The 20,447-nt window shown below is 30.5% G+C and carries 17 protein-coding genes; 1 reads left to right on the top strand and 16 read right to left on the bottom strand.

The genetic code is table 11. From position 1 onward, the window contains the following. Nucleotides 1-13 precede the first annotated feature (13 nt). The 5 genes from D1815_RS04530 to D1815_RS04510 all read right to left on the bottom strand — a co-directional run bounded on the left by D1815_RS04530 (nucleotide 14) and on the right by D1815_RS04510 (nucleotide 6,179). Nucleotides 14-1,510 carry an AMP-binding protein gene (locus D1815_RS04530; RefSeq protein WP_118386087.1) on the bottom strand — a complete coding sequence of 499 codons (1,497 nt, stop codon included), beginning with the start codon at nucleotides 1,508-1,510 and terminating at the stop codon, nucleotides 14-16. A 24-nt stretch (nucleotides 1,511-1,534) separates the two neighbouring features. Next, complete coding sequence (locus D1815_RS04525) at nucleotides 1,535-2,632, bottom strand: hypothetical protein (protein WP_118386085.1); 1,098 nt, start codon at nucleotides 2,630-2,632, stop codon at nucleotides 1,535-1,537. 21 nt (nucleotides 2,633-2,653) lie between these two features. Beyond that, the gene (locus D1815_RS04520) at nucleotides 2,654-3,259 is read right to left on the bottom strand and encodes a sugar transferase (protein WP_118386084.1); all 606 of its coding nucleotides are present in this window, start codon (nucleotides 3,257-3,259) and stop codon (nucleotides 2,654-2,656) included. Between the two features lie 256 nt (nucleotides 3,260-3,515). Then, nucleotides 3,516-4,823 (bottom strand): phenylacetate--CoA ligase family protein, encoded by a 1,308-nt coding sequence (locus tag D1815_RS04515; RefSeq protein WP_118386082.1) that lies wholly within the window; start codon nucleotides 4,821-4,823, stop codon nucleotides 3,516-3,518. Between the two features lie 201 nt (nucleotides 4,824-5,024). Further along, entirely contained in the window at nucleotides 5,025-6,179 is a 1,155-nt protein-coding gene (locus tag D1815_RS04510) for a glycosyltransferase family 4 protein (RefSeq protein WP_233557680.1), read from the bottom strand. A gap of 416 nt (nucleotides 6,180-6,595) precedes the next feature. Between D1815_RS04510 and D1815_RS04505 the strand changes: the two genes are divergently transcribed. Continuing rightward, a complete protein-coding gene (locus D1815_RS04505; RefSeq protein ID WP_118386080.1) occupies nucleotides 6,596-8,578 on the top strand; it encodes a right-handed parallel beta-helix repeat-containing protein in 1,983 nt (660 codons plus the stop codon). Between the two features lie 58 nt (nucleotides 8,579-8,636). Here D1815_RS04505 and D1815_RS04500 read toward each other — a convergent pair whose 3' ends face one another. The 11 genes from D1815_RS04500 to D1815_RS04450 all read right to left on the bottom strand — a co-directional run bounded on the left by D1815_RS04500 (nucleotide 8,637) and on the right by D1815_RS04450 (nucleotide 20,432). Then, nucleotides 8,637-9,572 carry a hypothetical protein gene (locus tag D1815_RS04500; protein ID WP_118386078.1) on the bottom strand — a complete coding sequence of 312 codons (936 nt, stop codon included), beginning with the start codon at nucleotides 9,570-9,572 and terminating at the stop codon, nucleotides 8,637-8,639. A 10-nt stretch (nucleotides 9,573-9,582) separates the two neighbouring features. Then, on the bottom strand, nucleotides 9,583-10,998 hold the full coding sequence (locus D1815_RS04495) for an MBOAT family protein (RefSeq protein ID WP_118386077.1): 1,416 nt from the start codon (nucleotides 10,996-10,998) through the stop codon (nucleotides 9,583-9,585). A gap of 17 nt (nucleotides 10,999-11,015) precedes the next feature. After that, nucleotides 11,016-12,419, bottom strand: coding sequence for a phenylacetate--CoA ligase family protein (locus D1815_RS04490; RefSeq protein WP_118386075.1), 1,404 nt, complete (start codon nucleotides 12,417-12,419; stop codon nucleotides 11,016-11,018). Between the two features lie 2 nt (nucleotides 12,420-12,421). Continuing rightward, nucleotides 12,422-13,564, bottom strand: a complete 1,143-nt coding sequence (locus D1815_RS04485) for a glycosyltransferase family 1 protein (RefSeq protein WP_118386073.1) — start codon at nucleotides 13,562-13,564, stop codon at nucleotides 12,422-12,424. Next, nucleotides 13,564-14,454: a glycosyltransferase family A protein gene (locus tag D1815_RS04480; RefSeq protein WP_118386071.1), complete on the bottom strand. Its 891-nt coding sequence runs from the start codon at nucleotides 14,452-14,454 to the stop codon at nucleotides 13,564-13,566. The genes D1815_RS04485 and D1815_RS04480 overlap by 1 nt, the downstream gene beginning before the upstream one ends. Nucleotides 14,455-14,475: 21 nt before the next feature. Continuing rightward, entirely contained in the window at nucleotides 14,476-15,570 is a 1,095-nt protein-coding gene (locus D1815_RS04475; RefSeq protein ID WP_027391623.1) for an EpsG family protein, read from the bottom strand. Between the two features lie 88 nt (nucleotides 15,571-15,658). Next, nucleotides 15,659-16,231: a serine O-acetyltransferase gene (locus D1815_RS24045; RefSeq protein WP_118386070.1), complete on the bottom strand. Its 573-nt coding sequence runs from the start codon at nucleotides 16,229-16,231 to the stop codon at nucleotides 15,659-15,661. Then, nucleotides 16,228-17,349 (bottom strand): glycosyltransferase family 4 protein, encoded by a 1,122-nt coding sequence (locus tag D1815_RS04465; protein WP_118386068.1) that lies wholly within the window; start codon nucleotides 17,347-17,349, stop codon nucleotides 16,228-16,230. Before D1815_RS04465 ends, D1815_RS24045 begins: the two co-directional genes overlap by 4 nt. Further along, the gene (locus D1815_RS04460) at nucleotides 17,346-18,455 is read right to left on the bottom strand and encodes a glycosyltransferase family 4 protein (RefSeq protein WP_118386066.1); all 1,110 of its coding nucleotides are present in this window, start codon (nucleotides 18,453-18,455) and stop codon (nucleotides 17,346-17,348) included. The genes D1815_RS04465 and D1815_RS04460 overlap by 4 nt, the downstream gene beginning before the upstream one ends. Nucleotides 18,456-18,491: 36 nt before the next feature. Further along, nucleotides 18,492-19,451, bottom strand: coding sequence for a bifunctional 2-polyprenyl-6-hydroxyphenol methylase/3-demethylubiquinol 3-O-methyltransferase UbiG (locus D1815_RS04455; protein WP_118386064.1), 960 nt, complete (start codon nucleotides 19,449-19,451; stop codon nucleotides 18,492-18,494). 15 nt (nucleotides 19,452-19,466) lie between these two features. After that, the gene (locus tag D1815_RS04450; protein ID WP_118386062.1) at nucleotides 19,467-20,432 is read right to left on the bottom strand and encodes a polysaccharide pyruvyl transferase family protein; all 966 of its coding nucleotides are present in this window, start codon (nucleotides 20,430-20,432) and stop codon (nucleotides 19,467-19,469) included. Nucleotides 20,433-20,447: the final 15 nt, after the last annotated feature.

Below are 20,447 nucleotides of genomic sequence, written 5' to 3'. Positions count from 1 at the left end.
TTGCTTTAATTGTTTAATTTATATTAAAATGTTTTTTTAATTCTTTTCTATCAATCTTTCCATTAATACTATGAGGAAATTCTTTTATAAATCTCACATGCATAGGTATCATATAGGATGGCATTTTTGACTTCATATAATCAAAAATGTATTCAGTATCGAACTCTTCGGACTCAATAGCAATTCCAAGCTCTGCATTACCAAGAGAATTGGTAATATCTAACGCTACCATATTCACTTTTTTCTCTGATTTATACTTCGCATGAAATTCGATTTCTGCAAGTTCTACTCTATAACCTCTTATTTTAACCTGAAAATCTGCTCTTCCCACATATAAAAAGTCTCCATCTTCATCTTTTAAGCACAAGTCACCTGTTTTATAATATCTTATATTATTTCCGTTTTCATCTCTAGTAAAAAAACTTTGCGCATTTCGTTCTTCATTTTTCCAATATCCAGGTGTAATCTGTGGTCCACCCAAACATAGTTCTCCAGTCTCACCTATCGCAACTTGTTCATTTTTTTCATCCACTACAAGATACAATGTATCTTTTTGTGGAGTACCAATGGCTATTATTCCATTATGTGATTTAGTGTCTGTTTCCTTATGGTATGGATAAAATCCACTATACACGGTAAACTCGGTAGGACCATAATAGTTAAATATTTTACAATTCGGAAGACAATTACTCCATTCTTTTGCTATATCACTATGTAAAGCTCCTCCGCCAAAACTACAATACCTAACATCAGGAGCATTTATCTCTCCAAAATATGGTCTCAAATAATTAATTATAGATGGAACCATTGTAAGCACCGTAAGTTTTTGTTCATTAATTAACTTAAAAATATAGAAATATTTAATTGCACCCTTGGGAATTGTATACATGCAAGATCCTGCAAGTAGCGGAAACAAATATGTTACAACTGAAAAATCAAAAGTAAGTTCGAACATCTGCAAACATCTATCCGATGGAACTAAATTAAATGTTGGTTCTGCATCAATTGCTCCCACCAATGCCTGAACATTATTAAACGTTATTGGAACGCCTTTAGGCAAACCTGTAGTTCCAGAAGTAAATAAAATATATGCTAATTCATCACCTGAAAATTGCTTAGGTTCTAAATTAATTTCGGCATCTTTTAATTGATTAGAAGCAATAACCTGATAATCATTATACATCGAACTTTCTGATGAATCTAAAACGAATTTAGTCTCTGTAAGTTCAAAAACTTTTGAATTTCTTTCAAAAGGAACTTCTGGATTAACCGGTACGTAAGCTTTACCTTCTAACCACAATGCTATTATACTCGCATATGTTTGAAGATCATCATTAGTAACTAAACCAATAAGTTTTTCTGAATCCTCAATCTCGCTTGCGACCGTTAATCTAATTTTAGATATTTCTAAAGCAAACTCCTTATACGTATAGAAAACACCATTAATACATAAAACATTGTGATCTGCGTGTTTTTCTATTGATTCTTGTAATTGTTTTACGAATTCCATCTGTAGTCGGTTATACTAATTGGTTTAATAAAAATGTCCATCTCGGTTTAACATCGAAAAATTCTCTGAGTCTATTTTTGTGTCATCATGCGCTAATCCCTTTTTAGTCACTTTATGCGTAAAAATTGTCTTATATCTTTTCGTAATCGTATTGGATAACTTGGTGTCATCCGTGAATATGAATGTTCTTTTTTGTTTTACAAAGTTTTCCATCAATGCGTCTACGCAAGCATCATAATTCTCTTCACCCTTAACAATAAAATACTTTATATTAAACTCATTATAATTAATTACATATGATAAAAAACCAATAATTTCTTCTCCTTTAACAATTTTTAAGTTATGAAGATAAATATTATTACTAATACCTGTTTGTAATGATTTATGAGGATGTCTTTGGGGTACTGGAGTCTGTAAGTATTGATTTGCGTCAATCTGCCAGTTAACATACTCTTTATTTTTATAAATTAAATCATTATCTAACAGAGGTTGTATAAAGCTCCAAGTTTCATCATCTAGTTGATTCACATACTCATAAGAAAGATTTTGTACGTTTTTTTTGAATTTTGATGTATTTAATGACCGAATCACCCATCCAGTGAAACTATCAAATCTGTCTAATATAAATTTAAATGATTTTAAAAACTTAAATCTTCCAATTAACATAGAAGCATCTAAACTAAAAAATATGGTATGCCTTAACCTAGAAGCGATTACTTTAAATGGTTGTTTTTCATAAAATGTAGTAACATTCTCCGCGTATGATTTTATTAAAACCTGTTTGCCTGTTAGGTTCACGGCTTCATTATAGATATAAGTTCCTAATACGGTATCCTTATATGACTTATGAACCCACCAGGAAATCATCCAATATACTTTTTTAGGATCTCCATTCTTTACATTCAATAAATCTGGAAACATAAATATAAAAGAAATCATCTTATCCCCTTCATATCCTATTACACCACAATAATCATCCTCCTGAATTCTATTGTTAGCAACTAACCATAATGCCTTACTTTTGGGTAATGGCGCTAGATCATTTTTCCAATAAGTATTATTATCAATAGCTTCGCTTAACATTTTTTTTGTTAAGCCTATTACTTGTAAATCCTTACTCATTTTTTTATTAGTATAATATAACTAGTTAGTTCCATCAAACCATTCTGACGTTAATTCTTTTGATAAATTAACATCTTCTTTTTTCACTACTTTTTTTAAAGTTAGACCTAATATCCTTAGGTCTAACAAAAAACTACAATTCTCAACATACCAAACATCATATTCGAACTTCTTTTTCCAAGTAATGGAATTTCTACCATTAACCTGTGCCCAACCTGTAATACCAGGTCTTACATTATGTCTTTTTTTCTGTGTTTCATTATAAACTGGTAAATACTCAATAATCAAAGGTCTAGGACCAATTAAGGACATATCACCTTTTAGCACATTAATCAACTGTGGAATTTCATCCAGGGATGTTTTCCTAACAAAAGTACCTACGGTCGTCATTCGTTCATTATCTGGTAATAAGTTACCTTCGGGATCCTTTAGATCATTCATAGTTTTAAACTTAATGATACTAAATATTTTTTCAGATTTACCAGGACGTTTTTGTACAAAAAATGGTTTCCCATTATTTGCTATTGCAAGAAATATTATCAAGACTAAAAATATAGGTCCAATACATATCAATAGCATCAAAGAAATGCTAAAATCAAAAACCCTTTTAAAAAAATACCTATACACCTTTTTTCTAGTTAAAAATGACTACAATAAAAATCATGGAAAAAATTCCATGTCATACTTTTATACTTAAAAAACGGGGGAAATAAAATAGATAAACGATAAATGTCTGTCAAGGGGAATGCAGTGATCATCATATCTATAATTCTATCGTTAGAATCGCTGGCAAATATACAATGTATATTTTACTTTTTTAACTTAAATTAACTACTTTTTATTAAAAAACAATTCGAGATTATATTTAAGTTTTTAAGGTTATTTAAGCACTGAATTCATTGATAATAGCCCTTTGTTTACCAGAGTTTAATAAAGGGATTTCTGAGACGTATTCTAATTTTATCAATGCATCTTCTCCCAGATATTCTTTAAACTCCTTTATAAACTCATTTTCTTTTTCAAAAACATTATTCTCAGTTTTTAATTTTATAAGATATTGATCTGCTGTCTTCTGGATAATTTGTCTTTGCTTAACTTCTTTGTACTTATTAATAACCAAAAGAATACTTGTGGATAATATCTCTCCAGATGTACTACGTATCATATCCATCTTTCTCCCTTCTACTTTAGTCAAAACTAACCTTGTTATATTATCATCTTCTATATAATTCATAATACCAATATCTCCGGTATCATATCGAATCATAGGGGTATCATAATTAAATAAGTCTGTAATTACAATTCTTCCAAATGTACCAGGCGTTACTCTAGTATCATTATTGAAATCTAAAATTTCTACATAATAACTTGCCCAGTTAATGATAAAATATTCTTTCTGGGAAGGTTGTTGCGCAATCATTCCATTTTCTGCATTAGAATATCTAGATACCATATCAACATCAAAATATTTTTTCATTGACTTTTTAGTTAATGGATCTAAACGTTCAGACATTCCTATTACAGATCTTAATTTACAATGAATCGGAGTAGAATTTATAGTATCTAAATACTTACATATTTTATCAAATGATGACGCATACCCTAACATTCCTTTATTTGATTTATCGTTCTTTAAAACATTAACCAAATCCTTAATAGAGTCCGATGATAAATCAAATACATCAATTGGAGTAATATTTTGAAAAAAAGATGCTAGTTTATTTTTCTTTTTAAACATATTCCAAAAACGCAAATAGAACAGTTTATATCCAATATTAAACCCACACAACTCAGAAAAATAAATGATATCAGCGGTATTTCTAGTTTTTTTATTAATATCCTGATATACCGTAAAAGAGGCTCCAGTAGACCCACTAGTAGACACCCCTATTTTCTTACTATTCTTATGTTTTTGGGATTGAATTTTCTGATAAGAAGATCTTACAATTTCTTTATTAACCACAGGAAAATTCTCAAGGTTTTCTGGAATGATATCCTTATAAAACACAGTAGATGTTACAGCATGATTTAATACATCTTGCAAAAACTTTGATTGTTTATCAATTATGGGCTTTTTTGAAGGATTCTCTATACTATCTTTGATATCAAGATAATGTCTTCTAATTTTTCCACCAGAAACAAAATCAACTATCCAAAAAGAAATATTCCTAATCTTTTCGTTAACTCTCATATTCTATACGTACTCTTTATGAATAAAGCCCCGAAATAATCAAAGTCACATATTGATATTGTGTGTACAAAAAATGAAATTAAGATAAAACATATTGTGGGTAATACTATATTTTATCAATCTAAATTATGACGATGTTATTTACTTTTCTTGTTTTGGGTAAAATAAGAAATTGTTTCTAAAAACTAAAGAAAAAACAAACTACAATTGTCGATATTCTTCTAAAATTGCGTTCCAAACATGTTTTCGTTCATATCGTTGGCATATCATGTCCCTTGCTTTCAAGGACAACTCATCAGCATATTTTTTGTCAGATGCAAACTTCTTCATGGAGCCATAAAGCGCTTCAGAACTTTTAACTGGTATAATAGTACCATTTACACCTTCTGAAACAATTTCGTTACAACCGTTGATATTGGTAACAATACTCGGTAACCCCATAGATCCCGCTTGCATGACAACATTAGGAAAACCCTCTCTATAACTAGGAAATGCTAAAGCATCAGATATCGAAAAAAACGGTCTAACATCATTTTGCCAACCAACAGAAATAATATTAGGATTATTATCAATCTCATTTTCTGTTTCTGGTAATAGTGGATCAAGATCTCTCTCATACGTTCCTACAAGCAATAATTTTGTTTGCTTATTTTCGGTATTTAACTTCATAAAAGAAGTAATCAACTCATTAATCCCTTTATCTTTTACAAATCTTCCAACAAATACAAAAACAAAATCCTTATCATCAATACCAAGCTCTTTACGTAATTTTGCGTTATCTTGATCTGTATATTTCGAAGGATCAAAATGAGCTGTATCTATACCATTAGAGCTTCCCTCTCCAATTACCTTTAATTTTTTTGCTCCGGTATATTTATTTTCTAAAATGATATCATTAAGACCAAAAGAATTAGGATATATCATTGTTGCACAGGCGTAGGTCATTTTTTCTACCGTATCTAATAACAATCTTTTAGAACCTGTTGCTTCTAACAATGGTAATCCAGCAATAGTATGTAATCTATGTTTAACTCCAGCCAATCTTGCTGCCAACATAGATAGCGTACCAGCTTTAGGAGTATGACTATGAACAATATCAGGCTTTTCTTTTCTAAAAACTTTGTACAATTTATAAACCGCTTTTAGATCCTGAATAGGAGTGATTTTACGAGTCATTTCAATAGGAATTACCTCTATTCCTTCTTGTTTCGCTACTCTATCTAAAATATTTTCATCCTTGCTAGAAACACCGATCACTTCATAATATTGTGACATAAACTTTAGTTGTCCCTGAAGTAATCCTCCTAGAGACCTAGGAACAGTGGTTACACGAATAATTTTACCCTTATTTTTCACTTGTATATTAAAAATGTATGTTTTCGGTGCAAATATATAGATATAACAGGCTATTAAAGTTTTTATTTATATTCTTTTTTAACATACATATTATATATATATTGGAAAACAATTTAGATTCAAAGATTTAATTCACAACAAAAAAGAAAGAAAAAACTTACAATCAGGGAATAAACCCATTAAATTTATGACTCACACACCCTCCATCAGTAACTACATAACTTTTTCTAATTTCAAATCAGATTTTGATCTTGATTTCGAAATAAATTACGGTAAACCCACAACACTTTAATTGTTTAATTATCAATTATTTAAGATTTGTAAATTTTAACATTTTTTTTCGACATAATGCACAATAGTATCGATGAAACTCCGTTAAAAATGAAATTAAAAACCAGAAACACCCCCCAACCAAAATGAAAAAGTTACCCTATTTTCTATTAATTGTATTCACTATAAGCTTCTTTGCTTGTAGTACGGAAAACATCGAAGATGTAATTTCTGAAGACGAAGAAGTTATTGAAGACGAAGACGATGATCAAGAAGAAGAGGAAGATGACGAGATTATCTCGGACACTCTTTGTGATTTTGATCTATCTGGCTTAGCTACCAACTCTACAGTAACAATTGACTGCTTGTTAGATTTAGAAGGACAAACTATTAATTTACCGCCTAATGTAACGTTTGACTTTGATGGTGGTGATATTTTTAATGGTACTCTAATTTTCTCTGGAGGAACTATTGATGGTAGACTTTTAAATTCTAAATTAGGAACTGAAGGTAATGTAAACCTTAAAGATCCAGTATTTAAGTTTACAGCAACTAGATGGGAAAATATTGTGCAAGGACAGACTACATCTGACATTGCATTAAAAAACACTGCCGAGTTCGAAAATTTAATGATCCGTATCAAGGAAATGGGTGGAACAACTTTTGAAACCAACGTTTTTGATGCATTTTTTGAAACTACTAAAGTAACTAGTACTACAGCAGATCAGAATTTTTATGCTTCTGTAGAAGCTATTAATGTACCATCTGACTTTCATTTAAAAATGTCCAATAGCACCAATTTACGTCAATTTCCTGCAGGATCAAGAATTGCAAACGGTGCGGTTTTAGCTGTTAGAGATTCTGATAACGTTACAATCTCTGGAGGAAATATCATTGGTGATCGAAATGTTCGTGAGTATGCAGCTGATGATGTTGGTTTATATGGAACTCACCTTCTTCATGTTCATTCTGGAAGAAATGTAACTATAGATGGTGTTAATTTTATAGAGGGTTCTAAAGGTGCTCTTGCAATTTATTCTTTAGGTTTTAGATTTAACCCTGATTATGTTCCAACATATGGTATCAAGGTTATCAATTGTTCTTTTACAAATATCAGAAGAATGGGTATTGCTCTTACTGATGGTAGTGATATTCTTATTGAAGGAAACACCTTTACCAATGTAGGTCAGCCAATGTCTGGATCTGATGGTGGCGAAGTTGGGTACGCTATTAATATAGAAGCTTTTAGAACTAGAGATGATAATGGTGTTCTTATGGAAAATGAAAGAGCTTTTGATATTCTTATTACAAGAAATACAGAAATCAATAGTAGAGTTGGTTTTACTGCTGCAACTATTGGCCAAGATATCACAATTGATGATAATGATATAGAAACTAGATGTATTATCTCATTAGCCTCTGGTACTAAAATTACAAATAACAGATTTAATGCCTCTGCTGCTGCTTCAGAAAGGTTTGCAATTTTTGCCGCTGGTAGTCATAGTGAAACAGTTTTTGATAACGAAATAGCTAATAATAGCATTGTAGGGTATGCGATAGGAATTGCAACTGACACCAATGACATTAATGTTCATGACAACACAATAACCAATGGTGAAATTGGAATTCAATTAAAAGATACTTCGGATTCTATGTTTAACAATAATATTATCAATGTTAATGGAACTGGAATTAGTGCTACAAATACTTTTGTAAATAACACTAGTATTAATGAAAATGAAGTTACAGCTGGTGGATTTCACTTGTTCCTTACAGGATTTAATAATACTACAGAATCTAATGGATATACAATTTCTTTTGAAGGAAATAAATTCTTGAATTCTAAAAAGATTACTATCAATAATGCCAATGGTATTACATTTAAGAATAATGAAGTAACAGGTGGTATTGAATTAGGAACTTCTGCCAATATTGATATCTCTTCAAATACTAAAATAGATCCTAACGATAGTGATGGAATAAGATTATATGGATCACATTCTGACGTTTCTATTACTAATAATAATATTTTAGAACCTTCAGGAGCTGAAAGATTCGACTGTATTAATAATAACTCGGATACTCCTAACGCGATAGTTTTAAGTGGTAATACATGTGCTACTAGATAAGAATTAACCTTTTGTATATATAATTAAGAAGGGATGTCATATTTGACATCCCTTTTTTTTAATTATCCATGCTATTTTGTTGATTTATATGTTCAGAAACAAGTTTAGTAAAATACCTTGCTCCTTTATCATTGAGGTGTGATGGATCATGAAACAAATCTAATTGATTATTAAAATTTTTATCCTCAGAGAAGTCTAATACACGTATCTCCTCTTTATCAGCAATTTTATTAATTAATGCTAAAGACTTATTATTAGAACGTATCTTTCTTAATGCTGGAGAAATTACAAAAACTAAATCGACCTTATTAGATTTTGAATTATCGATAAACTCTTTTAAAGCAAAAACAAAGTTCTCATCAATTTCTTTACTCTGATCATCAATGTTATTTAAATCGTTTTTAATCTGATTATTACGCGTTATACCATGAAGAGGTCTATACCCTTTATAATCTAATTGAGGAGATACATAGTATCGAAGTATATGAATGATTGTAGAGTTTAATAAATATGATTTAAAAAACATCTCTACATCAATAAATTTAGAATTTAATCTAAATATTGGTCTTAGTTCGTCCTTAAACTCGCTGTAATAAGGATGTAAGTCATTAAGTCGATCATAAGCAATATCAGAAGAATACAAAAAATCTTCATCTATATTAAGAATAAATAAATCAGGAGTACTACGTTTTAGAAGCATTTCTTGCATTGCTAAATGATATAACAATTGTTGTCCTTCTGCACCAGCGTTATAAGCTGTAGTATGTAATTGTTTCTCCAAAACTTCAGGCACATAATGCCTATGCGCATGCGAACTTCCAAAAATCAATACTTCTGCTTCTGTTTCATAGATTGTGTGATTAGCTCTGGCATATTTACCAGTTTCTTGCAAAAAGAATATTTGATTACTAACAATTCCTAGAAGCACATCTACAATCAAAATAATTATGACAAACTTTATGATTTTTAAAAATATAGAACTGTATTCTTTCATAAATGAATGCTTAAAATTGAAAATAAATAAATTGACTATGTCCGAAAACACCTAAATAAAGAATTAAATATATTAAGGTTGCATATATAAACATCCTACCAAATTCACTTTTTGTAATAACCGCTACGAATGTATTATTGTTCCAATATTCTCTTTTAAGTTCAATTATAACTAATAAAAAGATAGCTAATACAGCATATATAGAGGCTGCTATATCATCACCACTACCAATATATAACTTACCTGGTTTAGTAAAAATTTTATTAATAATATAAAAAGCATCACCAACACTATTAGCTCTAAAAAAAATCCAAGCAAAACTTATAAAACAAAAAGTACTTATTACATTAAAAACTCCTTTTCTCCTTTTACCATTGCAAAGTATTTCTATGATCAAGTAAATTCCATTAATTGCTCCCCAAATAACAAATGTCCACTTAGCTCCATGCCATAGACCACTTATTAAAAATGTAATGAACAAATTAAAAAACCAACGGTATCTACCAACACGATTCCCCCCTAAGGGTATATATAAATAATCACGAAACCAAGTAGATAAAGAAATGTGCCACCTATTCCAAAATTCGTGTATAGATGTAGAAAAATAAGGTCTTTTAAAATTTGTCATTAAATCAAATCCAAAAAGTTTTGCAGTTCCTATTGCTATTAAAGAATACCCTGCAAAATCTCCATAAATTTGAAACGCAAATAAAATAGTTGCAAAAACTAAACTTAAACCATCATGATACTCTACATTATTATAAACAGAGTTTACATAAATAGCGGTTCTATCGGCAACTACTAGTTTTAAGAAAAAACCCCATATAATTAGTTTTATTCCATAAGAAATTGACTCTCTTGTATATTTTCTTTTCTCTAAAAACTGCGGTAACAAATGTGTAGCTCTTTCGATTGGTCCAGCCACTAACTGTGGAAAAAACGAAACAAAAGCCGCAAAGGATATAAAGTCTCTTGTAGGTCCTAGTTTATCTCTATAAATATCAATGGTGTAGGACATTGTTTGAAAAGTATAAAAAGAAATACCAACCGGAAGAATAATACTTAAGGTTGTAACGTCTTGTATATCATACCCTATAGAACTACATAAGTCAATCCAAGAATCAATAAAAAAGTGACAATATTTAAAAAATGATAATACACCTAAATTAAAAATAACACTTACTAAAAGCCACCTTTTTCTTAATTTTTGAGTATCACAGAGACTAATTCTGATACCAACCAAATAATCTACTAAAGTACTTAAAGCAATTAATGCTAAAAATCTATAATCCCACCAACCATAAAAAATATAACTTGAAACAAGTAATATTATATTTTGAAATTGAAGTTTGCCTTTTTGGAAGAGCCAATAAGCAACAAAAACAATTGGAAGAAATATCAAAAAATCAAAAGAATTGAAATACATGATTTAAACAAGTTCTTTTAAATCTCTATTGTAAAATTTCTTTTTACCGCATCAAATTTTCCATTTGGTCCTAGTGGAATATCATTTACAACATGTATTTGATAGTTTATAGTTTCACCTAACCTATCCTTCATATTGTATATAAGTTTTTGCTTCATTTGTTCATCAAATTTTTCATCAGCAATCAAATTAACTATAATCTCATTAGGACTTTCCTGTACAATTTGACTTTTCACTATTCCTTCTAAGCCTTTATACGCTGTATCCATTCTACCAATATATCCTTTTTCTTTTGTCCACAATATATCATCTTCTCTACCAGTCAATTTTTCTATCATAGGCATTAGACATCCACAGTTACACGTCTTCCCTTCTTCAGAAAGTAACACTGTATCTTCTATATTATATCGAATCAAAGGTGTTTTAAGATTTGTAAAACTCGTAACTACTAATTGAGCAACTTCTCCAGCCTTCGCTTTTTCTCCTTTATTATTTATAAACTCAAAAATTCCCGAATCTGTATTTAAATGCAAATTACCTTGCGTACATTCTGTAATAAAAGGACTACCTTCGCTAGATGCGTATTGATTATATACGTGACAATTAAATGCCTTCTCGATTTCCAATCGTTGATAATCATATAATGTTTCTGCTGTAACTGCAATTGCTTTTGGAGTAAAGTTTAATGTCAAATTATTCTTATTAATGAACCTACTAATAATATAAATAGCAGATGGATATCCATCTAATAAAATAGGTTTAAAACGATTTAGTTTTTTTACATAATGACCTAAATTATCATCTGTTAAATGATATGTAGACATTAGTAGTTGATTCTCGAAATAATTATAAACCCAAAATGGTGGTTTTTTAGAATCTGGTTTTACAATTAACCTTCCAGAAAATCTAACTTGTTTCACTCTCTTTGTTTCTAGGCCAATCGCTTTATGAAACCTTCTCCATAAGGCAAATGATCTATTGATTGATTCCTTATCTAAATAGTTAATCGTAGGAGCACCTGATGTTCCACTGGTATAACCAACCCCATCAGTATTTCGACTTTTATTAACCAGAACATCTGGATTCTTTTTACGTTCTGCTTTGGTAAGAATCGGCATTTGCTCAAGAACATTATAAGGATTCTCCTCTATATCCTCAAGCTCTATTCCTAATTCCTTCATTTTTTCGCTATACCAATCAGAGTATTGAAAAGCTTCGGATAATAATAGAACCAATCTACTCTTTTGATATGCATCTATTGTTTTACTATCCGCCTTCCATAAGTCGACATACTCTTTTAAGAATGTATCAAACTCTGTTGTGTATCGCTGTTTAGAATTTTGAAAAGCCTTAATATTGAGCAATATAAACTTAAAAGGATAAGGCAAACTGTTATAAATTTTCTCTTGCAACTTTCCCATAACTACCGTCTTACTTGTTCTTTATAAAATTCATGAATTTTTTTAGTATTCGAAACAATGTCGTAATCTCCTTTTACTATTTTCTCTGTATTATTATTCTTTTTGGAAGCATCCGTTTCGATTATTTTTCCTGCCCAATATTCTGCAGGTTTATCAATAGACAAAAATTCTATATCATCAGTAAGGCTTACTTCTGTAGTAATACTATCCGAAGCAAAAACTTTGATTCCTGCAGCTTGTGCCTCAATCAATGTAACCGGCAATCCTTCATAAAAAGACGGAAAAACGAACACATCAAACATTTGAAATAATTCCGGAACATCTGCTCGCACTCCTAAAAAATGTACATTATTCTTTATCCCTAAATTCTCTGCTTCTTTTTCCATTACTTTTCTTAGAGGACCATCTCCTATCATAACCAAATCACAATCTGGTTTTTCATTCAATAGGGCTGAGAAAATCTTTAACAAAAAAGCATGGTTTTTTTGACTTGCAAAACGCCCTACATGACCAATTACCAAACGATTCTTTAAATTAAAATCTTCCTTATATTTATTCGCTACAGTAGAATTATGGGCAAACTTTTCTGTATCAATAGCATTATTCATGGTAATAAATGAAGTACTATCTCCAAATAACCATCTCCCAGCTTTGTCGCCACAGGAAAATAGATGAGTAGCATCTTTCTTTACCTTCTTTTTTAGCTGAAGTTTGATTAATTTCTTAAAAGTTTCTTTTTTACTTTCCTTATTGGAAAATAATGACATAAAACTAACATCATCAATTGCAATATGTGCATGGGCAATTCTGCAAGGGATATCGAATTCTTTAGCTATTTTAAGAGGAAAACAACTAAAAGTATTTAAGTGAGAATGGACAATATCATACTCTTTATGTTCTTTAAAAAACAATCTAAGCTTTTGGTAATAGTCTCCTGGGAAAAGTGGATTTATAGGATCAAATCTATAAATTTTACCTCCTAGACCCTCAATTTCTTCATCAAAAGCAGCTTTTTCTTTTCTATGTACTAAAAAATCAAACTGTATTTTATCCTTATCAATCTTTCTATAGTAATTCATGATCATGGATTCTGCTCCTCCTCTATTCATGATCGTAAAAACTTGCAAAACACGTATTGCCCCCATTAGAATTCTCCTTTTGTTTTATATCGTATATATAGGTTTAATAGTATTCCAAATGGTATTGCTAAAACGGTAGTCAATTTTTTTGGAGATTCACTAATAAAAGATCCATTTTTTGTAAAAATTGCACTCGATACATAATGAATTGCATTCTTAAATTGATCTTTAAAGTTTTCTGCTAGTTTCATTCTACTCTTTCTAGAAAAAGCAAAACCTTTAGGATGTCTTCTATATTGTTTTAAGATATTCATACTAGATCCATCTTGCATATATTCTACCTCGCATAATACCTCATTAATAGGTAGTAATTTATAATCTTGATCTATTAATTGATATAAGTACCCTAGAGGAACAAAACGTTCTCCTTCGAAAATAGGATACGGCGGATATTTCTTTACAACCTCGGTTCGATACACTAACTTCTTATCTCCAAGCACTTTGTGTACATTATATAAATCATATAGTGTAGTTTCTTTTATATGCTCAGGAATTTTAGTCCCAATTAATTTTCCTGTGTGATCAGCATCTAATCCTACCAATCCAGCAAATTCTGGTTTATCTTTTATCTTTTCCCAAGCAACAAGAATCTTTTCTATAGCTTCCTCACCTATACAATCATCACTATCAACACATACATTTAATGTAGTTTCAGTTAATCTATATGCCGCATTATGACCACCATGCATTCCTTGATTCTCTTGATAATGATATTGTATATCAATTTTTCTTTCCTTGATCCAAGAAGCTACCAAAGTTTCTGTATCGTCAGTTGAACCATCATCAATAATTAACCAAACAAAATCCTGGTTAGATTGCTTGATTAAACTCTCATAGCACTTATGTAAACAGTAAGCTCTGTTATAGGTTGGTGTAAAAACAGTTATAGTTTTCATTAGTTGATTTGTTGTTAGTGATTATCCCCAATATAAATAGTACATCATATATGTAAATGAAAAATAAGCCAGCATTACTTTCCCTATCATAAAATGCTGATCTTTAAAAAATTGTTTCTTCAAAAATGGATATATGATTATTATTGCCATCATAAACCAAGATAGATAAGCAAATCTATTAGAATAGTTTGCTTTTATAACTAAAATCCAAAAGCCATTACAAATCAAATATGTATTAAGCAACTGGAAGTAAAACTTATCTTGAAAATTCTTTTTATATATAAAGTACCATCCTGCAAATACTGCAAAAGCACTATGAAATAAGAAATCCCATCTAAATCCAGTACTAGCAAATGCATTTGCATCCACTTCTGATGTTAAATACCCAGTAAGTCGATCATCTCCAAAACCTAAACTAGCGAAGAGCGTAACCCATAAACTTCCCATTACTAATGACAATGGAATACAAGCTAACCATCCTTTAAAAAACACTTTAGGGTTGTTATAAAAATTAGTGATTATATAAGCGAAAATTGGCAAGAACAATGTTTTATGAAAAAAGGTAGCAGCGAGAAAGAATAACCCCATAACAACCTTATTTCGGTGGTAGCATAATCCCCATAAAAAAAGTGATGTAGCGGCTCCGTTACGCATACCATTTACTCCATATGTCCAAAATGAAAACGAAACAATAAACATCACAAAAGAATAGTACCAATACTGACCAAATAATGTTTTTGATATTTTATATAATGGAAAAATGTATATAAATGCACAAATCGTAAAAAAAGTATGGGCCGATACAATCTGTGCCAATGTTTTCATAAACACATGCCAACCGTAATCATTTACCTCAGGAATATCCCCTCCTAATCTGTATCTATCAAATGTGACTATATAATTGACGGTATCCCCAAAAATCCCACTAATTGGTCGTTGACCAATATATAAAATCAAAAAGATCAATAGAAAATAACCCGAAAAGTTTACAAACACGATATTTTTGTGCTCATTAATTTGTAAGAGTCGGGTATGTAGTAATGTAAAAACAACCAAAAAGAAGCATAAATTAATATACAACGGGTAGTAAAACTCTAAAGGCACAAAAGTGTTCATTCTACTAATTAATTTTAACCGTTATGTTATTACTATTTTGCTTCACTTCTTAAGGTCTTCTCTTTTGTTTTTTTATAAAAATATAAAATTATACTTTTTTACCATCTTGCTTTATGATTCTTGCTGGATTTCCAACTACAACGCAATTGTCCGGAATATCCTTTACAACCACAGAACCGGCACCTATAGAACAATTATTACCAATCTTAATATCTCCGATAATGATAGCTCCTGTATAAATAGATACATTATTACCAATTGTAGGTCTTTTCCCATTTACTTCTCCTACAGTTACCAAATGATTTACATATAGATTTTCTCCAATTGAATCTGCATTTAAGATTGTACTATAAGGGTGTCCAGTTAACACACCGCCTCCTAATTTTGTACTAATATCAATTCTAAAATACTTTTCCTTCTTACAGTAAATGTTGAGTAAAATCGATACAATACCTCTATTTCTGAAATAGAATAATGTTCTAAAATCTGGAGAGTTTGCTAAAAAATTTAAAAGTAATGATATCTTACTTCCTTTTGTTCCTTTAGCAGTTGCCCACCTATCTATATCCATATCGATAACACCTCTATTTTTACTCGTCTTGTAAACGAATACATGAGGCAACAAAAAAATTTTATATATATTTAAAATTAATGATCTCATTTCTTTGGTGTTAAATCATTAAACATTTTTTGCCAAAGAGCCATGACAGCATCTAACTGGTAGTTCTTTGCATTTTCTCTAGCATTCTTACCCATTTCCTGTATACGATCTCGATCACTCATTAATGTATTCAGTTGATCTACAAATGCATTATTATCATATGGAGGAATCAGGATACCTGTATTTTTATCAATAATATTTCTTGGTCCATATGGACAATCAAAAGATACAATTGGTAATCCACAAGCTTGCGCTTCTAATAAAACTAGAGGAAAACATTCGTTGTGTGATGTCATCACAAAAACCGATGATTGCATCATCTCTTCCTTAATCTTATCTGTTGATCCCATTAATTTAATAGAATCCTGTATACCAGCAGCATAAATCTTATCCTGAAGTTTCTTTACATAATTAGCTTCTCCACTACCAAAAATATGAAGCTGACAATCTTTTCGGGTTTTCGAAAACTCTTGCCAGATATCTATCAAAATATCATACCCTTTTACAGCAGCTATTCTTCCCGCTGTAATAATTCTATTATTAGAAAGGTCTGATACATTATCTGGATAAAAAGTTAACGGATTAGAGATAACGATAGTATTGTCACTCTTATAGTAATTGGATTCGTCTTTATTTAGAATAACCAACCTATCGTATTTTGACTCTACGTAATCCGCAAACTTGAAAAAATATTTTTTAAAGAAACTCGGATTTTTACGCTTTTCCTTCTCAATAAATCTGGAATAATGAAACTCTTTTACTTTTGGAATACCCTTCACTATAAATGGCACAAAATACGTATCTACACTATGACTACAAACAACTACGATGTCAGGGTTTATATCTTTTAATGCAGCTTTTGTTTTAGAAATATGTCTAGGTAGTTTTTTAAGATTTTTTGGATGAAAATAAGATTTCCTTCGATTATAATTAATCCCTAGATCTTTAAAAATCACCCTTTTATCAAAACTATAACAAGGTTTTTCTTCTTTTTGTTCTGTTGTAATAATATGAACCTCGTTACCTTCTTTTTCTGCTAAATAATTAGCTTTTATAGAAAGTACTCTTTCTATTCCTCCGTGTAGATATACTTGATCAATAATAAAGATTATTTTCATTTTGATCTTGGGTTCATTAAATTAGAGAATAACTGATTCCATTCTTCTGCAATAGTCTCAGGTAAATATTTCTTCACTGCTTCTTTTGCCTTAAGCCCCATAGATTTCCTTTTCTCTTCATTCTCTATTAAGGTAATTATCCCTTTTGCAAAAGCATCAACATCTCCATTTTCTATTAAAAGTCCATTCTCTGTATCTGTTATAATATCCGAGGGCCCATATGGACAATCAAATGAAATACAAGGAACACCATACGCCATAGCTTCTGTAAGTACCATACCAAAACCTTCAAATCGAGAAGACATTGTATAGATGGAAGCTTGTTCATATTTTTCTGCTATGTTTTTTACAGGAGGATAAAAATTAATTGCCTTTGTTATATCTAAGTTTTCCGCTAATACTGCTAAACCTTCTGATTCACTAATAGTACCATATATATCTAGTGTCCAATCAGGGTATTTTGATACAACTTGTTTCCAACTCTTTAACAATCGATCATATCCCTTTTGAAAACTATGCTTACCCACCGCAAGTACTTTTTTATTTTCTAGCGTACTTTTTGATTCAGGATAAAATGATAAAGGGTTAGGTATTACTTTTAGATTTTTAAAAGACCATTCATTAAGGTTCCCTTTTGTCAATACTATAAAATGATTGTAGTAGGATCCTCCAAAATTCATCAAACCAAACTTAGTAGCGGTTGTGATTCTTTTGATAATAGATCTTTTTCCTTTTTTAATCTCTACACTTCTAGAAACATGTCTTTCATAAATCATAGGACAAGGTTTTCCTAGTATTAAAGGAACGAAAAAACCTTTTAGGCCATCATCACATACAGCAATTATATCTGGGGTTAAACTTTTAATAACACTACGCAAACCAGCAGCATATCTGTACATTCTAGATATAGGATTACCTTTCGCTTGCACATTATGATATGAGATTTTTGGGCTGAAATGGTAGAACAAGTCCTTGGTTTCTTGATTTAATGTAACTATATGTATATCGTAATTATAATCTTCGGCAAGTTTACTAGCTTTAATAGAAAGTACTCTTTCTAGTCCACCAGGACCATCTATACGATTAACAATATATACAAGTTTCATCAAGTTTTACTTTAGAAAATGTCTGATCTTTTTTTATTACTTTTTTATTACAATATCCAAATAAGGATAACAGAATCCACTGGTTAAATTTTTATTCAGTGATTTTAAAAACTTAATATATCGTAACCCCTTAAAACCTACTTTTAAAAAAGCAGACTTTTCAAATTTCATTAAACTACTAACCACGTTTATTTCTTTTAAAGGCGCAATCGCTACTTCGAACTCATGATAACTTGCTCCTCTTCCCCATCTTTTAAATTTCATCATACTTTCATCATCCAATTCTCTATAAGAATCTTTGAAATTTTTTCTACTAGAAAACTTAGAATAATAATATCCTAAATCATCTGGTAGCCAATCGTAAAAAGGCAATGCGGCAGTATGCGAATCATAATACCACAATCTATTAGGCGTTTCAATAACTGCTAGATATCCTCCTTTTGATAACATACCCCAAGCTTGTTTTAAAGATTCTAATCGTTCACTAACAGTCATATGCTCCAATACGGCATAATAGATAATAAAATCAAATTTTTGATTCTTAAAATTCTTTTCTATTTCCTCTCCATTCACATGATGCAATTCTGCTTCATATCCTGCAATCTTCATTCTATCTTTAGCAACTTCCAAAGCTCCAGCATCAACATCGACGCCAACTACTTTGGCTCCCTGCTCGCTTAAAGCTAAAGTGGAAATCCCAGTCCCACATCCAATTTCTAAAATACTTGCCCCATTTAAATCCTTAACACTATGTAACCAAGGAGCTATTCTATTTCTATTATAATATAATCGTTCAAAAAGCTGTCCACTTATTGCTTGGTTATATTCTTCAGTGGATAATCTACTTTTAGTGTTTCCTCTGTCTAAATAATTTTCCTTAAGCGATTTTGTTAGTTCTTCTAATTGCTCTTTGCTAAATGCAGTATGTTTTTGTTGCATTTTTTTCGGAGCTGTAAAGAATCTATCTTTTAACAGTTTTTTGAATACCCTTTTCATCGTTTGTGCGGTTGATTAGATTTTATTAGTAACTTTTTCTTTTAATGCATTGGCAAGTTCGTGGTGTTTTTCGAGGTTTTTTACGGTTGTATTGTTGGTTATTTTTCCTTCTAATCCAAAATTAGAAGTATATGCTCCGGTTTTACTGTCAATATCAATTCTATTAAATAATTCTAGAATACCATCAAATCGACAAGAGTCTACAAAACTATCAAAGCCATTAACAAAAATTACGGGTGTTCCCATTGCTAAACAAGGCAATGCACAATGAATTCTAGAGGTAATAACAAGTTTTGCTCTTGCATATTTATTCAGTAAATCTACGGCCATATCAAACTTCTCTTCATCTGTATAAATATTAGAAGGTGGTTCTTGGTTAATAAAAGTTGCTGTATCTAATACTTCTTTACTGATAAATTTCTTAATATGTTTATTCTTCTTTCCTAATTTAAAAGCTGATCCATTAAGAATGTTTTTTATCGTAATCTTCGTGTTATAAAATACTTTTTCGGCTCTTGGATAACTGTATAAAGGATCTACGATATAAATATCATCTCCTCTTTCTGAATCATCAACTTTATAAGAATCCAATGTTAAAGTAAGGCATCCTGTAAAATGTGCATCAATCCCTTTTGCTTTTAATGTATCTGCAGTAAATTGATCTCTACATCCTATCGGTTCGTGCTTCTTTAAATAAGCAATACCTTTTTTACTTAGCATTGCAGGAGCAGCGGTATTGTTCATATGAAAAGATACAAATACCGGATCTATATCTTCTGAAGGAACCCAATTATGAATATTGTGTGTAAACCATCCATTCATAATTAACTTGATAGGATCTCCCTTGTATTCTCCTAATCGTTCTCTATTTAATAGCGTATCAACTTTTGGTAAAAATTGTTTAGCTGCTAAACTTTGAATATTATCTCCAACATTAAAGAAATTCTTATTCTCATCGTATGTAAGTAGTCCGTATTTCATGAATTCTACAATTTA

It is taken from the genome of Aquimarina sp. AD1, assembly GCF_003443695.1.
Taxonomy (GTDB): domain Bacteria; phylum Bacteroidota; class Bacteroidia; order Flavobacteriales; family Flavobacteriaceae; genus Aquimarina; species Aquimarina latercula.
Note: the sequence above shows the minus strand (reverse complement) of the source record. Positions and strands in the feature narration are given on the sequence as shown.